Raw genomic sequence first — 17,793 nt, forward strand, 5'->3', positions numbered from 1 at the left:
AAAGCCCGCTCCCACTTTTGGATCTCCTTCACCTCATGGTCAGCGAAAGAACTCACCGGGCGTCGCATCAAACTGCTGGCGAAACGCATTGATGAATGCCGAGGTAGATTCGTAGCCACAGCCCAGCGCCACATCCGTCACCCGCTCGCCTTGCTCCAGGGCGGGCAGGGCGGTCAACAGCCTCAGGCGCTGGCGCCAGGCCCGGAACGTCAGGCCGGTGTCCCTCAAGAACAAACGGCTGAGGGTTTTCTCGCTGACGCCCAGCTTCTGGCTCCACTGCCCCAGGGTAGTCTGCTGTTCGGGGTGCAGGTTGAGGCTGCGGTAGATCTGGCGCAGGCGCGGGTCGTGGGGCAACGGCAGCATCAGGTCGACCTGCGGCGCTGCCGCCAGTTGGTCGAGCACCACCTGGGCCAGCCGACCGTCCGGGCCATCCTCGGCGTACTCCACTGGCAGTTCACTGAAGCTGCGGATCAACTCACGCAACAGGTTGCTCACCTCCAGCACCTGGCAACGCTCCGCCGCCCAGGTGGTGACGCTGCAATCGAGGTACAAACTGCGCATCTCCGTGTGCGGCGAGCTGAATACCCGGTGCGGCATGCCCGCTGGGATCCACACCGCGCGTTGCGGCGGGGCGACGAAGCGGCCGACGCTGGTCTGGATCTCCAGCACCCCGGAGATCGCGTAGGACAATTGCACCCACGGGTGGCTGTGCCGACGCGTCAGTGCGCGGTTGGGCAGCGATTCGGTACGGCCATACACCGGCCGTGGCAGGCTGGAAAGCCCGGGCACGCTGCGGCGCACGGTGTTGGCATGTCCTTTAGGCGGCATTTACTGGCTCATTGGCGTTAGTCGGTAACAGGCCGTTACGTTAGAGTCGCGATGACGCTCTTGGCAACCCCCGGAAGATCCGCTTATGACTCGCCCCCGTTTTCTGCCCGACAACTTCACCCTGACGCTGATCGCCACGGTGATCCTCGCCTCCCTGCTGCCCGCCAGCGGCCAGACTGCCGTGGCCTTCGGCTGGGTCACCAACCTGGCCATCGCGCTGCTGTTCTTCCTGCATGGCGCCAAGCTGTCGCGCCAGGCCATCGTGGCCGGTGCGGGGCACTGGCGCCTGCACTTGCTGGTGTTCAGCCTGACCTTCGTACTGTTTCCGCTGCTGGGCCTGGCGCTCAAGCCGCTGCTCTCGCCGCTGATCGGCAAAGACCTGTACATGGGCATGCTCTACCTTTGCGCCTTGCCGGCCACGGTGCAATCGGCGATTGCCTTCACCTCGCTGGCGCGCGGCAATATCCCTGCGGCGATCTGCAGCGCGGCGGCCTCCAGCCTGTTCGGCATCTTCCTCACGCCGTTGCTGGTGACCTTGCTGCTCAACGTGCACGGCGACGGCGGCTCCACGGTCGATGCAATCCTCAAAATCAGCGTGCAATTGCTGCTGCCGTTTGTCGCCGGGCAGATCGCCCGCCGCTGGATCGGCGCGTGGGTGGGCCGCAATAAATCCTGGCTGAAGTTCGTCGACCAGGGCTCGATCCTGCTGGTGGTGTACGGCGCGTTCAGCGAAGCGGTCAACGAAGGCATCTGGCACCAGATCCCGCTGTGGGAACTGGGTGGCCTGGTTGTCGCCTGCTGCGTGTTGCTCGGCCTGGTGCTGGTGGCGTCGACGCTGTTGGGCAAGGCCTTTGGTTTCAACCAGGAAGACCGCATCACCATCCTGTTCTGTGGCTCGAAGAAGAGCCTGGCGACCGGCGTACCGATGGCCCAGGTGCTGTTCGCCGGGGCGACCATGGGGGTGCTGATCCTGCCGCTGATGCTGTTTCACCAGATCCAGTTGATGGTCTGCGCGGCGCTGGCCCAGCGCTACGCCAAGCGCCCGGAAAGCATTCCCGAGATGATGGGGCAGGTGGATCCTTGATCTAGCGCACACCTTTGGACGCGGCGCCTCAAGTTAACGCTCGGGCAGACGACTTACTGGGTAAGAGCCCAATAAGGAGTGTCGACATGAGCGTCAAGCGTCTTTCGGTAATGGCAGGCCTCCTGGGTGTCTGGGCGAGTACGTGCGGCGCCGCGCAGATCGTGGGGCAGGGCAGCATTGAGTTCCACGGCAGTATCGTCGAAGGCGGGTGTGCGACAAATACGCACAGTGGCGCGGTGATGGAATTGCACGAGTGTGCCGTCGCCAGCCGCGGCAGCCACTTCGATGTACGCGGTGTGGCGCCGGTGGCCAGTGTCGACGCGGCCCACGTGCTGCTGGTCGCGGACAGTGGCAACGGGCGGTATTACGACCAGCGCTATGTGCTCGTCGATGGCGCCGGCAAGCCGATCCGGTCGGGGAACTACGTGGTGACCATGACCTTACCGTGACCCCGCTGAGGGTATTTTGAGGGGGATGAGCGTCAACAGCCGGCCGAGAAACCTATAGAATGCTCGGCGGCGGCGCTTGTCCTGGGTGGCCGCTTGATCATCGCCAGAGTACCTCGCCCTTCAATGAGCATTTCAGCCGCAACCCCCCAAGCCAACTGGCAACCGGTCATCGCCCTGGCGCTGGCCGCGTTTGTGTTCAACACCACCGAGTTCGTGCCCGTGGGGCTGCTCAGCGCCATTGGCGCCAGCTTCGACATGCCCATCGCCAGTGTCGGCCTGATGCTCACCATCTATGCGTGGATCGTGTCGCTGACCTCGCTGCCGGTGATGCTGCTGACCCGCAACGTCGAGCGGCGCAAGTTGCTGATCGTGCTGTTCGGCATGTTTATCGCCAGCCATATTCTTTCCAGCGTAGCCACCAGCTTCGGCATCCTGATGCTCAGCCGGGTCGGCATCGCCTTGTCCCATGCGCTGTTCTGGTCGATCACCGCGTCCCTGGCCGTGCGCCTGGCGCCGGAAGGCAAGCAGGTGCAGGCGCTGGGCTTGCTCGCCACCGGCACCTCGCTGGCGATGGTTCTGGGCATTCCGCTGGGCCGCCTGCTCGGCGAAGCCATGGGCTGGCGCACGACCTTCCTGGTCATCGGCGCCTTCGCTGCTGCCCTGGTGTTCTGGCTGGCGCGCACCTTGCCGCCGTTGCCGAGCCAGAACTCCGGCTCCCTGCGCAGCCTGCCGCTGCTGTTCAAGCGTCCGGCGCTGGTGGCGTTGTACGTGCTCACGGCCATGACCGTCACCGCGCAATTCACCGCCTACAGCTATATCGAACCCTTCGTCGAAGGCGTGGCCGGCATGAGCGGCAGCGCGGTCACCCTGATCCTGCTGGTGTTCGGCGGCGCGGGCATCATTGGTTCGCTGCTGTTCAGCCTGGTGCACCGCTTCAACCCTCACGTGTTCGTGGTCGGCGCGGTGTTCCTGCTGGCGGCGTGCCTGTCGCTGCTGCTGCCGTTGAGCGGCGGCGAATCCTACCTGGTGATCCTCAGCGTGTTCTGGGGCATGGCGATCATGGGCTTCGGCCTGGCCATGCAATCCAAGGTGCTGGTTCTTGCGCCGGACGCCACCGACGTGGCGATGGCGATGTTCTCCGGCATCTACAACATCGGTATCGGCGGCGGTGCGCTGATGGGCAGCTGGGTCGGCAGCCACTTCGGCTTTGCCTGGATCGGCGCGGCGGGCGGTTTGCTGGCGGCGGTGGCGTTGATCGGTTATTGCCTGGCGATTCGTCGGTTCGGCACGGGTGTGCCCGCAACCCCGCGGTAAAACGCTAAAACCAGACAAGTCTTACAGGGCGCCATGATGCCCATTGCTACCGTCGCCCAGGACCGCCCACGTCCTGTGGTGACGGCACCTGAACAGCAATGGAGTCACTTGTGCAAAGACGTTTGACCGCAGAATTCCTCGGAACCTTCTGGCTGACTTTCGGCGGATGTGGCAGCGCCATTCTGGCGGCTGCGTTCCCTGGGTTGGGGATTGGCTTCGCCGGCGTGTCACTGGCGTTCGGCCTGACCGTGTTGACGATGGCCTACGCGGTGGGCGGTATCTCCGGTGGGCATTTCAACCCGGCGGTGACCTTCGGCCTCTGGGCAGGGCGCCGTCTGTGCGGGGGGAAAGTGCTGCCCTATATCGCGGCGCAAGTGGTTGGCGCCATTGCGGCTGCAGCGGCGCTGTATGTGATCGCCAACGGCCAACCCGGTTTCGAGATGGGCGGCTTTGCTGCCAACGGCTACGGCGAGCTGAGTCCGGGCCTGTTCGACATGAAGGCTGCGCTGCTGGCCGAAGTGATCGCCACGTTCTTCTTTGTGCTGATCATCATGCGCGTGACCGCGCCGGGCGCGCCCGCAGGCTTTGCGCCGATTGCCATCGGCCTGGCGCTGACCCTGATACACCTGGTCCTGATCCCGGTGACCAACACCTCGGTCAACCCCGCGCGCAGCACCGGCCCGGCGTTGTTCGCCGGCGGTGAGTACATTGCGCAGTTGTGGTTGTTCTGGCTGGCGCCGATGGTCGGCGGGGTATTGGGGGCATTGGCAGCTCGTGGCCTGACGGTAAATACACCCCAGAGTTGATAGCTGCCGCCCCAGGCGCGGTCAGGCCACCGGGATCAGCGGGTCAGCCGCCGCCAGCGCGGTGGCCCGATCAGCAGCGGGTGGGTAGATCCACACGGTGTTGATCTGCTGTTTAAGCTCCTTGGCTTCCTGGCCCACCAGTTTGAGCTGACGATCCCAGCCCTCGGTGTACACCGCGCCCCAGGCACCGAGGTCGAGGCAGGTGACGTATTTGGGCTGGCTGTAGGTCATCGGGGCCACACCGATCAGGTCGGCGGCGACGTTGTTGCCGGCGTAGCGGCCGAGGGCAATGGCGTGCTGGCAGGACATGCCGGCGAAGTGACCCAGGTCATCGGTGGCGGCGTAGGCCACATCACCGGCGGCAAAGACATCGGCCAGGCCCTTGACCTTGAGGTTGCCGTCCACATGCAGGCGGCCCTGGGGATCAAGGGTGCCGCTGACCTGTTCGGTCAGCGGGTTGGCGCGAAAGCCGATGGTCCAGATCACGGTACTGGACTCAATGCGTTCCCCATTGGCCAGGGTCACGCCGCCGGCATCCACCGCGGCCACTGAGGTGTTCAATCTCCATTCCAGGCCCAGGTGTTCGCTGGCTTGAACGATGGACGGGCGAATACCATCGCCCATGGAAGCCGCAATCTGCGGGCCGCGGTCCACCACGATCACACGAATATCGGCGTTGTCACCCAGTGCTTCGCGCAGGCGTGCCGGCATTTCGGTCGCGGTCTCGATCCCGGTAAACCCGCCGCCGGCCACCACCACAGTGTTACGTGCCGGGCTGTCGGGCAGCTTGTTCAACCCCTTGATGTGCGCTTCGAGGCGCGTGGCATCTTCGATCTGGTCCACATCGAACACGTGCTGGATGCCTTCCATCTGTGGACGATTCAGACGGCTGCCAGCGGCTAGAACCAGGCGATCGTACGTGAGGGTGGTGGCTGTGCCAGCCGCATTGCGGTAGGTCACCTGCTTGCCATTTTCATCGATGCGGTCGGCGGCGCCCTCGATGAAGTCCACGCCGACCGCCGCAAACAACGGCCCCAGCGGTGCTTGCATGGCATGCACGTCGGCTTCGTAGAAACGTGGACGAATACGTAGCGCCGGCTGTGGGGCCAGCACGCTGATCTGCACGTCTTGGCGGTCATGTTTATCCAGCAGGCGTGCGGCGCTCAAGGCGCTCCAGACACCGCCGAAGCCGGCGCCGATGATAAGGATGTGCTGCTTCATGGGGATGCTCCAGGGACCAGGTCGATACGATTGCTCAAGGTGCAATGCGTTACCGGCCTACTCTAAGAGCGTGGTTGTTTGTCGGGTAGGACACAAAACCCTGAATTACTGCCAACCGGCCTGCTGTCAGCGGGAAAAGCGCGCGCGGTAGTCGCGAGGGGAAATCGACAGGTGGCGATGGAAGGTGTAGCGCATGCGTTCTTCATCGCCAAAGCCACACAGGTGCGCGACTTGGTCGATGTTGCGCTGGGAGTCTTCCAACAGGCGTCGTGCCGCTTCCACGCGAAACAACTCGATGGCCTTGGCCGGGGTGCGCCCGGTTTTTTGCTTGTAGACCCGGGCGAAATTGCGCGGGCTCATGCGGCTTTGTTCTGCCAGGCGCTCCACCGTAAGCTCGCTGTCGCTGAGGTTATCGGCGATCCACAGGTGCAAGGCGTCGAAACCCGCAGTGTCATCGGTCTGCGCTTGCAGCAGTTGGCTGAACTGGGCCTGGCCACCGGGCCTTTTGAGAAACACCACCAGCTCCCGCGCCACTTGCAGGGCGACGTGACGCCCGCAATCGGCCTCGACCAACGCCAGCGCGAGGTCGATACCGGCACTCACGCCTGCCGACGTCCACACATTGCCTTGTTGGACAAAGATCGCGTCCATGTCCACTTCGATGCTCGGGAACCCGCGCTTGAGCATGTCGCACATCGCCCAGTGCGTGGCAGCACGCCGGCCTTGGAGCAAGCCGGCCTGGGCCAGCAGGAACGTGCCGCTGCACACCGAAGCCGTGCGTCGGGCCTGGGTGGAAGCATGACGCAGCCAGTCCACCAGATCGGTGTTGGCGGCCATCGCCTGTTGAATGGCGGGGGCGCCGGGTACGATCAAGGTGTCGAGGGTGGCGGGGTCAAATTGCGCCAGTGGCAGGGTATCGACGCTCAAGCCTTCGGCTGTTGGCATCAAGCCACCCGCCAGGCTGGCGGTGTGCATCACATAGCCCGGCAGGCCACGCTCGACCATGGCCTTGGTGGCCGCCCAGAACACGGTCTGGGCACCGGTCAGGTCGAGCAGGCCCATGTGCGGGTAGGCCAGGAACACCAAGGTGCGCGACTGGCCGAGCGGCTGGACGGGGGTCATAGCGCCGACAACACCGCCTCCAGTTTTTCCTGGTCCCGCGCAAACTGGCGAATGCCTTCTGCGAGTTTCTCAGTGGCCATCGCGTCTTCGTTCGAGGCCCAGCGGAACTGTGCCTCGGTCAACTGCTGGCGCGCTTCGCCGTCGGCGCCCGGGGTGAGTTTGCGTGCCAGCGGGCCCTGGTCTTCATCAAGCTTTTGCAGCAGTTCCGGGCTGATGGTCAAGCGGTCGCAACCGGCCAGCTGTTCGATCTGGCTGAGGGTGCGGAAGCTGGCGCCCATCACCACGGTCTTGATGCCGTTGGCCTTGTAGTAGTTGTAGATGCGCGTGACCGACTGCACGCCGGGGTCTTCGGCACCGGTGTAGTCCAGGCCGGTGTTCTTGCGGTACCAGTCGTAGATGCGGCCCACGAACGGCGAGATCAGGAACACGCCGGCGTCGGCGCAGGCAGCTGCCTGGGCGAAAGAAAACAGCAGCGTCAGGTTGGTCTGGATACCGGCCTTTTCCAGGCGCTCGGCGGTGCGGATGCCTTCCCAGGTCGAGGCCAGCTTGATCAGCACGCGGTCGCGGCCGATGCCGGCCTGGTCGTAGAGGGCGATCAACTGGTTGGCCTTGGCCCACAGCGCGTCTTCGTCGAATGACAGGCGCGCGTCGACCTCAGTGGAGATGCGCCCCGGAATTACCTTGAGAATCCCTGCACCCACCGACACCGCGAAGTGGTCGCCGGCCAGGCCCACATCCCCTTTGGCATGGCTCACGGCGCGGCGCAGCAGGTCTGCATATTCGGGGATGGCGGCGGCCTTGAGCAGCAGCGATGGGTTGGTGGTGGCGTCCACCGGGCGCAGGCGGCTGATGGCTTCCAGGTCGCCGGTGTCGCAGACCACGGTGGTGAATTGCTTGAGTTGTTCGAGCTTGGACGTCATGAGCGGCAGTCTCCAAAAGAGGTTATTGGTTGAGGGCCTGTGCGGTATCCAGGTCGGTAATCAGGATGTCCAGATAGCCGCCCTTGAGCGCGCCACGAATCGCCTGGACCTTGTTCAGCCCGCCGGCCAGGCCCAGCACGCGGTGGATGCTGCGCAGCTTGGGCAGCGCCACCGACACCACGAACTCTTCATCTTCTTCCAGTACCGGCTTGCCCTGGGCGTCGAAGTAGCGCAGGCAGATATCGCCGACGGCACCGCGCTCGGCCAGCAGGCGCAGCATGTCTTCGGTGTAGTAGTTGCCGCTGTTGCGCAGCAGTTGCGAAGGCTCCAGGTCGCCGATGCCGACGATGGCCAGGGTGATGCTGTCAAAGCGTTGCAGCACTTCCTTGACCTCTTCCATCTGCACGATGCGCTGCTTGCTCTCCACCGATTGCTCGATGCTTTGCGAGGGCAGCAGGAACGCCGGGCAGTTGAGCAGGGTGGCCAGGCGCTGGGTCAGCAAGGTCGCTTCAAACGCGCCTTTGTTACCGACGCCACCCAACAGTTGTACCACTTCCTGGGCGCCTTGTTTGCCCGGTTGCGCATGCAGGTGGCCGACCATGGCGCGAATGGTGCTGCTCCACGACGAAATGCCGATGTGATCCTGCGGCGACAGGCTGGTCTCCAGGTAATGCGCGGCGGCCGAGCCGATGGCCTGCTTGATGCTCTCGTCATTGCCCGGTTCGGTGGCTTCGACCACGATCACCCGGCGCACGCCATAGCGGCGCTGCAACTGGGTTTCCAGCTCCAGGTGCAGGCCTTGCAGGCGCATTACGCTGATCTTCACCACGCCTTCCTGCAGCGCCCGACGCAGCGCGCGGCTGATAAAGGATTGGGACAGGTCGAGCTGTGCGGAAATCTCGGACTGCTTGAGCCCTTCTTCGTAATAGAGGCTCGCGATCTTGGTGATCAGGCGCTGTTCTTCGATTTGGCTCATGAAGGCCTCAGTGGTGACATCAATGCGGGTGAGGATACCAAACCCTTACGACATGATCAGGCCGCCGTCGATATTGATCGCCTGGCCGGTCAGGTAGGCGGCATCGTCGGAGGCCAGGAACGCCACCAGGCCTGCCACATCCGAGGGTTTGCCGGCACGGCGCAGGGGGATGTTCTTGACCCATTCGGCCATCAACTCGCCTTTGCCGTAGCGTTTTTCCTCGGTGCTGAGGATCTCGCCCCACACGCGGTCGTTGTAGTCCCACATTTCGCTTTCGATGATGCCGGGGCAAAACGCGTTGACCGTGATGTTATGCCGCGCCAGTTCCAGCGCCAGGCTCTGGGTGATGCCGATCACGCCCATTTTGCTCGCGGCGTAGTGCGGCGTATAGATGAACCCCTGGCGGCCCTGGCCGGACGAGGTGTTGATCAGCCGCCCGCTGCCTTGCTTGACCATGTACTTGGCCGCTTCCCGGCAGCCCAGCCACACGCCGGTGGTGTTGACCTGCAGCACCTTGTCGAAGTCGGCGCGGGGCATTTTGTCGTAGTGGTCGATGGTGATGATGCCGGCGTTCTGTACCGACACGTCGATGCTGCCAAAGCGCGCGTGGCCTTCGCGGTAGAGCTTTTCAATGTCGTCTTCACGGGTGACGTCGATAGCCAGGGCCAGGGCGTCGACCTTGTATTCCTGGGCCAGTTGGTCGGCGGTGAAGGTCACGCGTTCCAGGTCATTGGAAGCCAGTACCAGGTTGGCGCCTTCCTGGGCGAAGCGCTCGGCAATGCCGGCGCCGATGCCACGGCAGGCGCCGGTGATCACGATGGTTTTACCGCTGAAACGTTGCGACATCACAAGACTCCTTACCAGCAGACGAAGCCGCCATCGACCAGCAGGTCGACACCGGTGCAGAAAGACGAGGCCTGGCTGACCAGGAAAATCGCCGGGCCGACCATTTCTTCCACGCTGGCCATGCGGCCCATGGGCGTGGTCTGTTCAAAAATCTTCACCTGGTCGGCGACTTCCGGGCGCGAGTTCATCGGCGTCGCGGTGTAGCCGGGGCTGATGCAGTTGACCCGCAGGCCCTTGTCGGCCCATTCCATCGCCAGGCTTTTACTCAGGTGGATCACCCCGGCCTTGGAGGTGTTGTAGTGCGCCTGCAGCAAGCCGCGGTTGACGATGCTGCCGGACATCGAGGCGATATTGACGATGGCGCCTTTGCCGCGCGGCAACATGACGGCGGCCTGGGCCTGGCAACTGAGGAAGATGCCCGTGAGGTTGATGTCCAGGGTGGTCTGCCAGCGCTGCAGCTCGAGGTCTTCGGCGGCCTGGGCGTTGGCGATACCGGCGCAGTTGACCGCCACGCTCAGCGGGCCGAGTTCGGTTTCGGTGCGAGCGACGGCGGCGTCCAGGGCGGCGCGCTCGGTGACGGTGCCGCTCAGGGCCAGGGCGCGACGGCCCAATCTCTGGATGCGTTCTACGGTGCTGGCAATGCCGGGGCTGCCGGGCAGGTCAAAACACGCCACATCGGCACCGGCTTCGGCCAGCCCGACCGCGATGGCCTGGCCGATCCCGCTGCCTGCACCGGTGACAAAAGCGACTTGGCCCTGAAGACTGAAAAGTTGCATGGATGACTCCGTTATTCATGGTTAGCAATACACCCCGCCTCGATCTGTCATTGGGGTGTGTCTGATTCAACGCGGGTGCCTGAGGGGGGGCTGCTGCGCAGCCCAACGCGGGGCAAGCCCGCTCACCACAAAAAGGGTTCTGCATCCATCGTTCGTGGTCATGCGGTGGCCATCTCCATTACCGAAACCGGTGTGGCCTCGCCACGTTCCAGAATCCCCATCTGTCGCCCCCGGCTCATCACCATCACCCGATGGGACAGCCCGAGCACTTCGTCCAGGTCGGAACTCACCACAATCACAGCCATGCCCTTGGCTGCCAGGTCCGCGATCACTTCATAAATCGCAGCGCGTGCACCCACGTCGATGCCGCGCGTGGGTTCGTCGAGGATGAACACCTTGGGATTGCGTGCCAGCCATTTGGCAATGATCACCTTCTGCTGGTTACCCCCGGACAGGCTGGATATCCGCGACTGCGGTGCCCCTTTAACGCCCAGGCGCGCCACCGCCGTGCGCGCGAATTCGCGCAGCGGGGCAGGGAACACCCAACCGCGTTTATCCAGCAGGTCGGTGTTGCCGTAGATCAGGTTGTCTTCGATCCGATGCTCCACCACCACGCCTTGCTGCTTGCGGTCTTCGGGCACCAGCACCACGCCGGCCTGGATTGCCTCGAACGGCGAGCGCAGCTGGCGGACTTCACCGTCCAGCACCATATGGCCTTGGATATCCCGGGCCGCACCGGCGATGGTGCGCACCAGTTCGGTCCGCCCGGCGCCGACTACCCCGGCAATGCCGAACACCTCGCCGGCGCGCACGCTGAAGTCGATGCCGTGCAAGGCAAATTCGCTGCAGGTCAACTCCTTGACCTGCAGCATCACCCGCGCCTGGGGTGCCTGCAGCGTCGGGAAAATCCGCTCCAGGCTGCGTCCGACCATCTGCTCGACCAACTCACGCACCGGCACCTGGGCCGTGGCGTGCAGGGCGATCTGGCGACCGTCGCGCAGCACCAGCACGCGGTCGGCGATGCGCGCGATTTCTTCCAGGCGGTGACTGATATAGATGAACGAAACGCCCTCGGCCTTGAGCCGTTCCACCTGCTTGAACAGCAGCTCGGTTTCGTCGCCGCCCAATGCCGCGGTAGGCTCGTCGAGGATCAACAGGCTGGCCTTGAGGGTCAGCGCCTTGGCGATTTCCACCAGTTGCTGGGCCGCCACGCTCAGGCCTTCGACCTTGCGCGACGCCGGCACCTTGAGCCCCAGGCGCTCGAGCTGAATCTGCGCCTGGGCCTCCATGTACTCGCGGTCGACCCGCCCGTGACGCATGGGCAGGCGGCCGACGAAGATGTTTTCGGCGATCGACAGTTGCGGCAGCAGACGGATTTCCTGGTGGATCAGGCCGATCCCCGCACCCAGCGCGGCACCCGGTGATGCCGGCGCGTAGGGTGCGCCGAGCCAGGTCATGCTGCCGCCGGCTTCGGGTTGCACCAGGCCGGCGATGATCGACGACAAGGTCGACTTGCCCGCGCCGTTTTCACCGAGCAGGGCCAATACCTCGCCGGGGCGAATATCCACGTTGACCTGCGACAGCACCTGCACCGGCCCGTAGGCCTTGCTGATATTGCGCAGGCACAGCACCGCGTCAAGTTGAGCGGTGTCCAGAGCGGCTGCTTGCATGACGACCTCCGAGGCTTACGGGTGCTGTTGCAGGAACGGCGCGACGTTGTCTTTGGTGGTCAGCACGGTGGGCAGCAGTTGTTCCTTAGGCACGTCTTTGCCAGCCTTCAGGTCAATTGCCGAGGCCACGGCCAGGCGCCCCATTTTCTGCGTCTGCTGGGTCATGGTCGCGTTGAGCACACCACTTTCCACGGCCTTGAGCCCGGCGACGTCGCCGTCAAAACCGACTACCACGACTTTGTGATCGAGGTTGCCGACTTTCACTGCCTGGGCCGCGCCCAATGCCATGGCGTCGGCGCGCCCGAAGAATACGGTGATGTTCGGATCACGCTGGAGCAGGTCCTGGGCCACCGCGAACCCTTTGTCCTGGGCCCATTCGGCGGGTTGCTGGGCGACCACCTTGAGGTCCGGGAAAGCTTTGAGGCCTTGTTCAAAGCCTTTGGCGCGGTCGTTTTCCGGCGTGGTACCGAGCTGGCCTTGCAGGATCGCGATGCGCCCCTTGCCGTCGGTGATCTTGCCCACGTACTCGGCCAGGGTCTTGGCGCCGGCCACGCTGTCGCTGGCGATAAACGTATCGCCGGGTGCGTCGGGGGCGTTGCGGTCGACGGCGATCACCGGGATGCCGGCGGCCTTGGCGGCTTTTACCGGCACACCCGCGGCAGTAGCACCGGCCGGAATATAGATCAGCACGTCGATCTGGCGGGTGATCAGGTCTTCAATCTGGCTGACCTGGGTCGAGGAATTGCCCTGGGCGTCCACGGTGATCACCTTGATCCCCTTGGCCTTGCCCTCGGCTTCCACCGACTGCTTGATCTGGTTGAAGAAGTCGGCCTGCAGGTTGGCCACGGCCAGGCCGATGGTCAGGTCCTTGGCCCAGGTGGTGCCGGCGGCGCTGAGGGTCGCGGCAGCCAAGGCAGTGGCGATGAGCAGTTTCTTGGGGCTGAACATGTCGGTGACTCCTGGTTTTATTGTTGGAGGGTGTCAACTGTCGAACAGGTTTAACGGGCAGTGCTGGAGCGGCGTCGCAGGGTGTCGATGGTCACGGCGAGGGCGATGACCACGCCGATCACCACTTGTTGAATGAACGGCGAAACGCCGAGCAGGTTGAGGCCATTGCGCAGCACGCCAATGATCAGCACCCCCACGAGGGTGCCACCGATACTGCCGACGCCACCGCTGAGGCTGGCGCCGCCAATTACCACGGCGGCGATGGCGTCCAGTTCCAGGCTCAGGCCGGCGCTGGGTTGGGACGAATCGAGGCGGGCAGCCAGGGTCACGGCGGCAATGCCGGCGAGGGCACCGCTGATGGCGTACACCCAGAGCGTGATCGCGCGCACCTTGATGCCCGACAGGCGCGCCACTTCCGGGCTACCACCCATGGCGTACAGGTTGCGGCCGCCGGCACGAAAGCGCAGGAACACCCACGCCACCACCAGCATCACCAGGAACAGCCCGACGGTGGCCGAGAGAAAACCGAAATGCCGCACCGTCGCCAGGCTGGTGAACCAGTCCGGGTAACCGACGATCTGCCGGCCTTCGGTGAGGATATTCGCCAGGCCACGGGCCACCGACATCATGGTCAGCGTGGCAATGAACGGCGGCAGCTTGGCGTAGGTGATCAAGCCCCCGGAGACCAGCCCGGCCAGCATGCCGCTGGCAATCGAAATCGGGATGGCGAAGCCCAGCGGCACCGCCTGGTCCTGATAGAGCCAGCCGAGCATCATCATCGAGAAGGCCAGCACCGAGCCGACCGACAGGTCGATGCCGCCGATCACGATCACCGCCGTCATGCCGATCGCCAGGATGCCCAGCACCGTGACCTGATCGAGAATGTTCAGGCCATTGCGCAACGAGAAGAAGAATTCGGAACTGAAGGAGAAGACCAGCACCAACAGCACCAGCCCGATCAACGGGCCGCCGATATTGCTGGGCAGCAGTTTCACCAGCCGTGGGCGGTGGGGCGGCTTGAGTTCGGCCGGGTGCTGGACAATCGCTTTGGCGTCCACAGTGTTCTCCTGATTTATTTTTTTTGGAGTGCTTTCAGGTCGCTTGAATATTTATGCGTGCCTGACTGTTAATTCAGATTCCAGTGCCACCGCGTCAAAGTCAAGCGCTTAATTTTTCATGTGTGCCTCTAAACCGCAGCTTTTATACGCCTCAAAGCCACGGGATAGATAACCCCGGGTGGGATTTTGGCCGTCTGTCCGAGCGGTTTTTGCGCGACTTATTTCATTTTTCAGCGAATCACTCACTTGACCTGCTGGCTGATCGGCGTCTAAATAGAAATATATTGTCGCTGCTGAATAAATATTCAAAACAGCTTTCGGCACTTTCACCTCGCGTGGTCAGCCCACAGGAGCCGCTGCATGAATGCCTTCCAGTACGACGCCCACCAGATCAAAGAACAGGCCCGCCTGATCCGGCGCCACGTGATCCGCCTGAATGCCGACTCACCGGCCGGCGGGCACACCGGGGCCGATCTGTCGGAAACCGACATCCTCGCCACGCTGTATTTCCGCATCCTCAATACCGGCCCGGAACGCACCGAAGACCCTGAGCGCGATATCTATATCCAGAGCAAGGGCCACGGCGTCGGCGGTTTGTATTGCTGCCTGGCGCAGGCGGGCTACATTCCGACCGACTGGTTGCCTACTTACCAGCACTTCAATTCGCACTTGCCGGGTCACCCGGTGCGGCAGAAAACCCCCGGTATCGAACTCAACACCGGCGCTCTCGGCCATGGTTTGCCGGTGGCGGTGGGGTTGGCGTTGGCGGCGAAAATGTCCGGCAGCAAAAAGCGTATCTACGTGCTGACCGGCGACGGCGAGCTGGCTGAAGGTTCCAACTGGGAAGCCGCAATGGCGGCGGCGAAGTACGGCCTGGATAACCTGTTTGTGATCGTCGACAAGAACAAGCTGCAGCTGGCGGGGTTGACCGCCGAGATCATGCCGCTGGACCCGCTGGACGTGAAATGGGCCGCCTTCGGCTTTCGTGTCAGTGAGTGCGACGGCAACGACGTCGGCGAGTTGATCGATGCTCTGGAAGACATGCAGACCCACACCGGCGCGCCCCAGGTGCTGATCGCCCACACCATTAAAGGCAAGGGCGTGTCGTTTATCGAAGCCCGTCCCGAATGGCACCACCGCGTGCCCAAGGGTGACGAAATCAACGCGGCACTGGAGGAGTTGAGTCATGGCGAGTGAACATCTGGCGAGCGTCATGGTGCAGGCGTTTATTGAGGCGGTCGATGCCGGGCTGGACGTGGTACCCGTGGTCAGCGACTCCACCTCCACGGCCAAGATCGGCCCGTTTGCCCAGCGCTTTCCCGAGCGCCTGATCAACGTCGGCATTGCCGAACAGTCGCTGGTCAGCGTCGCGGCGGGCCTCGCGCTGGGTGGCAAGATCGCCGCCACCTGCAACGCGGCGCCGTTTCTGATCTCGCGCGCCAATGAGCAGATCAAGGTCGACGTCTGCTACAACCAGGCCAACGTCAAGATGTTCGGCCTGAATGCCGGCACCAGCTATGGTCCGCTGGCTAGCACCCACCACAGCCTTGACGATATTTCGGTGATGCGTGGCTTTGGCAATGTGCAGATTTTCGCGCCGGCCGATGCGATCGAGTGCCGCCAGATCGTCGATTACGCGCTGCGCTACCACGGCCCGGTGTACATCCGTCTCGATGGCAAAGCCTTGCCGGATGTGCACGGCGCCGATTACCAATTCGTGCCGGGACAGGTGGATATCCTGCGCCAGGGCGCCGATGTGAGCATCGTCGCCCTGGGGTCGGTGGTGCACGAGGCAGTGGATGCCGCGGCGTTGCTGGCGGAGCAGGGGATCCAGGCGCAGGTGATCAATCTGTCGTCGATCCGGCCGCTGCAGCGTGACGTCTTGCTCAGTGCCTTGAGCGGCACCCACGCGGTCATCACCGTGGAAGAACACAACATCAACGGCGGCGTCGGCAGCCTGGTTGCCGAAGTGCTGGCCGAAGCCGGGCTGGGTATCGCGCTGATCCGCCTGGGCATCGGTGACGGCGAATACGCCGCCGCCGGCGCTCGCGAACCGACCCGCGCCTTGCATAACATCGACGCGGCTGGGATCGTGGCGGCTGCCACTCGGTTGCGGTGACCCCCATGAATAACCACACTCCGCTGATCCTGGCGATAGACGAAGGCACCAGCAACGCCAAGGCAGTGCTGGTCAACGCGCTCGGGCAGGTGATTGCCCGCGGCTCGCGGCCGTTGAGCGTCAGCCATCCGCAGGCCGGGTTTTCCGAGCAGGATCCGCTGTTCATCTGGCACAGCACCCTGGCCGCGATTGAAGAATGCCTGGCCCTGGTGGATCGTCCGATCACTGCCTTGGCCATCAGCAACCAGCGCGAATCGGTGGTGGCCTGGGACAGGCGCACGGGCGAGCCGGTGTCGCCGTGCATCAGTTGGCAATGTCGACGCTCCACCGCGTTGTGCGCCCAGCTGCATGAGCAGGGGCATGAAGCTGTGATCCTGGAAAAAACCGGGCTGGCGCTGGACCCGATGTTCTCCGCCGGAAAGTTTCGCTGGATTCTCGACACCCTTGAAGACGGTCACGCCCGCGCGGCTGCCGGCGAGATTTGCCTGGGCACCGTCGACAGCTGGCTGCTGTGGAAACTCAGCGGCGGCCAGGTGTTCGCCACCGATTATTCGAATGCCGCGCGCACCCAGCTGTTCAACCTGCACACTTGCGCCTGGGACCCTGAGTTGCTGGCGCTGTTCGACATTCCTCTGGCGGCCCTGGCGCCGATCCGCCCGAGCGCCGGTTTCTTTGCCGAGACTGTCGCGCTGGGCGGTTTGCCTGCGGGCATCCCGGTGATGTCGATGATCGGCGATTCCCACGCCGCGCTGTACGGGCAGGGCGGTTTTGCCCCGGGGTTGGTCAAGGCCACCCTCGGCACCGGTTCTTCGTTGATGACGCCCATGAAGGGGCCGATCGCGTCCACGCACGGTCTTTCGACCACGTTGGCCTGGCATGACGGCAGCCAAGCCACCTTTGGCATGGAAGGCAATATCGTGCACACCGGCGCGGCGGTGCAGTGGGCCTCGCGCCTGGTGGCGGGTGAGTCGCTGGATGCGTTGACCGAACAGGCCGCGCAACTGCCGGACAATGGCGGCGTGTACTTTGTGCCGGCGCTGTCCGGGTTGGGCGCGCCGCACTGGAAGGCCGATGCGCGCGGGTTGATCTGCGGGCTGACCGAAGCGACGTCTGGTGCGCATATCCTGCGTGCTTCGCTGGAGTCCATCGGCTATCAGATTCGTGATGTGTTCGAGGCGATGCAGCAGGACATTGGCAGTCCGCTCAAGGAGTTGTGGGTCGACGGCGGCGCCACGCGCAACCGCTGGCTGATGCAGTTCCTGGCCAACCTGCTGCAACGCCCGGTGGTGCGCAGCCTATCGCCGGAAGTCTCGGCGCTGGGCGCGGCGCACCTGGCGGGACGAGCCTTGGGCGTGTGGGCGAGCGATGCAGCGCTGGCGCAACTGGAGCGACAGCGCGAGCGGTTCGAGCCGCAGGATGACCCGGCGATGGCAGGTCGTTACGCCGAATGGAAAAAGGCCCTGGCCCGCACACTGCTCTAAGGGTGTATGCAGCTCAAAAATGTGCGAGCGGGCTTGCTCGCGAACGCAGTCTTTCAGTCGAAGATGTATTCATTGAACCACCGCATTCGCGAGCAAGCTGAACTGGTCAAGTAATCTTGGACACCGATTAAGGTTTCACGCCACCAGCTTCTCCCTGGCGACTGGTGACCGATAG

At 63.8% G+C, this 17,793-nt stretch carries 17 protein-coding genes; 7 read left to right on the plus strand and 10 right to left on the minus strand.

Features of this window, described 5'->3' with window-relative positions; translation table 11 throughout:
• Nucleotides 1-39: 39 nt before the first annotated feature.
• Complete coding sequence (locus AC07OJ_RS25675; RefSeq protein WP_065907354.1) at nt 40-828, minus strand: AraC family transcriptional regulator; 789 nt, start codon at nt 826-828, stop codon at nt 40-42.
• An 85-nt stretch (nt 829-913) separates the two neighbouring features.
• Between AC07OJ_RS25675 and AC07OJ_RS25680 the strand changes: the two genes are divergently transcribed.
• From AC07OJ_RS25680 to aqpZ, 4 genes are all read left to right on the plus strand, one after another.
• A complete protein-coding gene (locus AC07OJ_RS25680) occupies nt 914-1,912 on the plus strand; it encodes a bile acid:sodium symporter family protein (RefSeq protein ID WP_065907352.1) in 999 nt (332 codons plus the stop codon).
• An 86-nt stretch (nt 1,913-1,998) separates the two neighbouring features.
• Nucleotides 1,999-2,361 carry a type 1 fimbrial protein gene (locus tag AC07OJ_RS25685; RefSeq protein WP_120448939.1) on the plus strand — a complete coding sequence of 121 codons (363 nt, stop codon included), beginning with the start codon at nt 1,999-2,001 and terminating at the stop codon, nt 2,359-2,361.
• Nucleotides 2,362-2,484: 123 nt separating this feature from the next.
• Nucleotides 2,485-3,675 carry a sugar transporter gene (locus AC07OJ_RS25690; RefSeq protein ID WP_495095446.1) on the plus strand — a complete coding sequence of 397 codons (1,191 nt, stop codon included), beginning with the start codon at nt 2,485-2,487 and terminating at the stop codon, nt 3,673-3,675.
• A gap of 98 nt (nt 3,676-3,773) precedes the next feature.
• Complete coding sequence (aqpZ, locus tag AC07OJ_RS25695) at nt 3,774-4,481, plus strand: aquaporin Z (RefSeq protein ID WP_495095447.1); 708 nt, start codon at nt 3,774-3,776, stop codon at nt 4,479-4,481.
• A 21-nt stretch (nt 4,482-4,502) separates the two neighbouring features.
• Here the strand turns inward: aqpZ and AC07OJ_RS25700 are convergent, their stop codons facing one another.
• The 9 genes from AC07OJ_RS25700 to AC07OJ_RS25740 form a co-directional block, all read right to left on the minus strand.
• Nucleotides 4,503-5,702 carry an NAD(P)/FAD-dependent oxidoreductase gene (locus tag AC07OJ_RS25700; RefSeq protein ID WP_495095448.1) on the minus strand — a complete coding sequence of 400 codons (1,200 nt, stop codon included), beginning with the start codon at nt 5,700-5,702 and terminating at the stop codon, nt 4,503-4,505.
• A 126-nt stretch (nt 5,703-5,828) separates the two neighbouring features.
• Entirely contained in the window at nt 5,829-6,824 is a 996-nt protein-coding gene (locus AC07OJ_RS25705; protein ID WP_495007017.1) for a GlxA family transcriptional regulator, read from the minus strand.
• Nucleotides 6,821-7,744: a transaldolase gene (tal, locus tag AC07OJ_RS25710; RefSeq protein ID WP_120448935.1), complete on the minus strand. Its 924-nt coding sequence runs from the start codon at nt 7,742-7,744 to the stop codon at nt 6,821-6,823. The genes AC07OJ_RS25705 and tal overlap by 4 nt, the downstream gene beginning before the upstream one ends.
• Before the next feature lie 22 nt (nt 7,745-7,766).
• On the minus strand, nt 7,767-8,720 hold the full coding sequence (locus AC07OJ_RS25715; RefSeq protein ID WP_065907327.1) for a sugar-binding transcriptional regulator: 954 nt from the start codon (nt 8,718-8,720) through the stop codon (nt 7,767-7,769).
• Nucleotides 8,721-8,765: 45 nt separating this feature from the next.
• Entirely contained in the window at nt 8,766-9,566 is an 801-nt protein-coding gene (locus AC07OJ_RS25720; RefSeq protein WP_065907325.1) for a glucose 1-dehydrogenase, read from the minus strand.
• A gap of 11 nt (nt 9,567-9,577) precedes the next feature.
• Complete coding sequence (locus AC07OJ_RS25725) at nt 9,578-10,342, minus strand: SDR family oxidoreductase (RefSeq protein WP_495095449.1); 765 nt, start codon at nt 10,340-10,342, stop codon at nt 9,578-9,580.
• A 158-nt stretch (nt 10,343-10,500) separates the two neighbouring features.
• Nucleotides 10,501-12,012: a sugar ABC transporter ATP-binding protein gene (locus AC07OJ_RS25730; protein ID WP_495095450.1), complete on the minus strand. Its 1,512-nt coding sequence runs from the start codon at nt 12,010-12,012 to the stop codon at nt 10,501-10,503.
• A gap of 15 nt (nt 12,013-12,027) precedes the next feature.
• Nucleotides 12,028-12,960: a sugar ABC transporter substrate-binding protein gene (locus tag AC07OJ_RS25735; protein ID WP_065907318.1), complete on the minus strand. Its 933-nt coding sequence runs from the start codon at nt 12,958-12,960 to the stop codon at nt 12,028-12,030.
• A 50-nt stretch (nt 12,961-13,010) separates the two neighbouring features.
• Entirely contained in the window at nt 13,011-14,018 is a 1,008-nt protein-coding gene (locus AC07OJ_RS25740) for an ABC transporter permease (protein ID WP_012724867.1), read from the minus strand.
• Between the two features lie 360 nt (nt 14,019-14,378).
• Here AC07OJ_RS25740 and AC07OJ_RS25745 point away from each other — a divergent pair, with 360 nt between their 5' ends.
• The 3 genes from AC07OJ_RS25745 to AC07OJ_RS25755 are packed head-to-tail and all read left to right on the plus strand — an operon-like array spanning nt 14,379 to nt 17,618.
• Entirely contained in the window at nt 14,379-15,215 is an 837-nt protein-coding gene (locus AC07OJ_RS25745; protein WP_262134099.1) for a transketolase, read from the plus strand.
• Nucleotides 15,205-16,137, plus strand: coding sequence for a transketolase family protein (locus AC07OJ_RS25750; protein ID WP_262134100.1), 933 nt, complete (start codon nt 15,205-15,207; stop codon nt 16,135-16,137). The genes AC07OJ_RS25745 and AC07OJ_RS25750 overlap by 11 nt, the downstream gene beginning before the upstream one ends.
• 5 nt (nt 16,138-16,142) lie before the next feature.
• A complete protein-coding gene (locus AC07OJ_RS25755) occupies nt 16,143-17,618 on the plus strand; it encodes an FGGY family carbohydrate kinase (RefSeq protein WP_495095451.1) in 1,476 nt (491 codons plus the stop codon).
• Nucleotides 17,619-17,793: the final 175 nt, after the last annotated feature.

The sequence above is a fragment of the Pseudomonas sp. GW821-FHT09C08 genome (genome assembly GCF_059418125.1).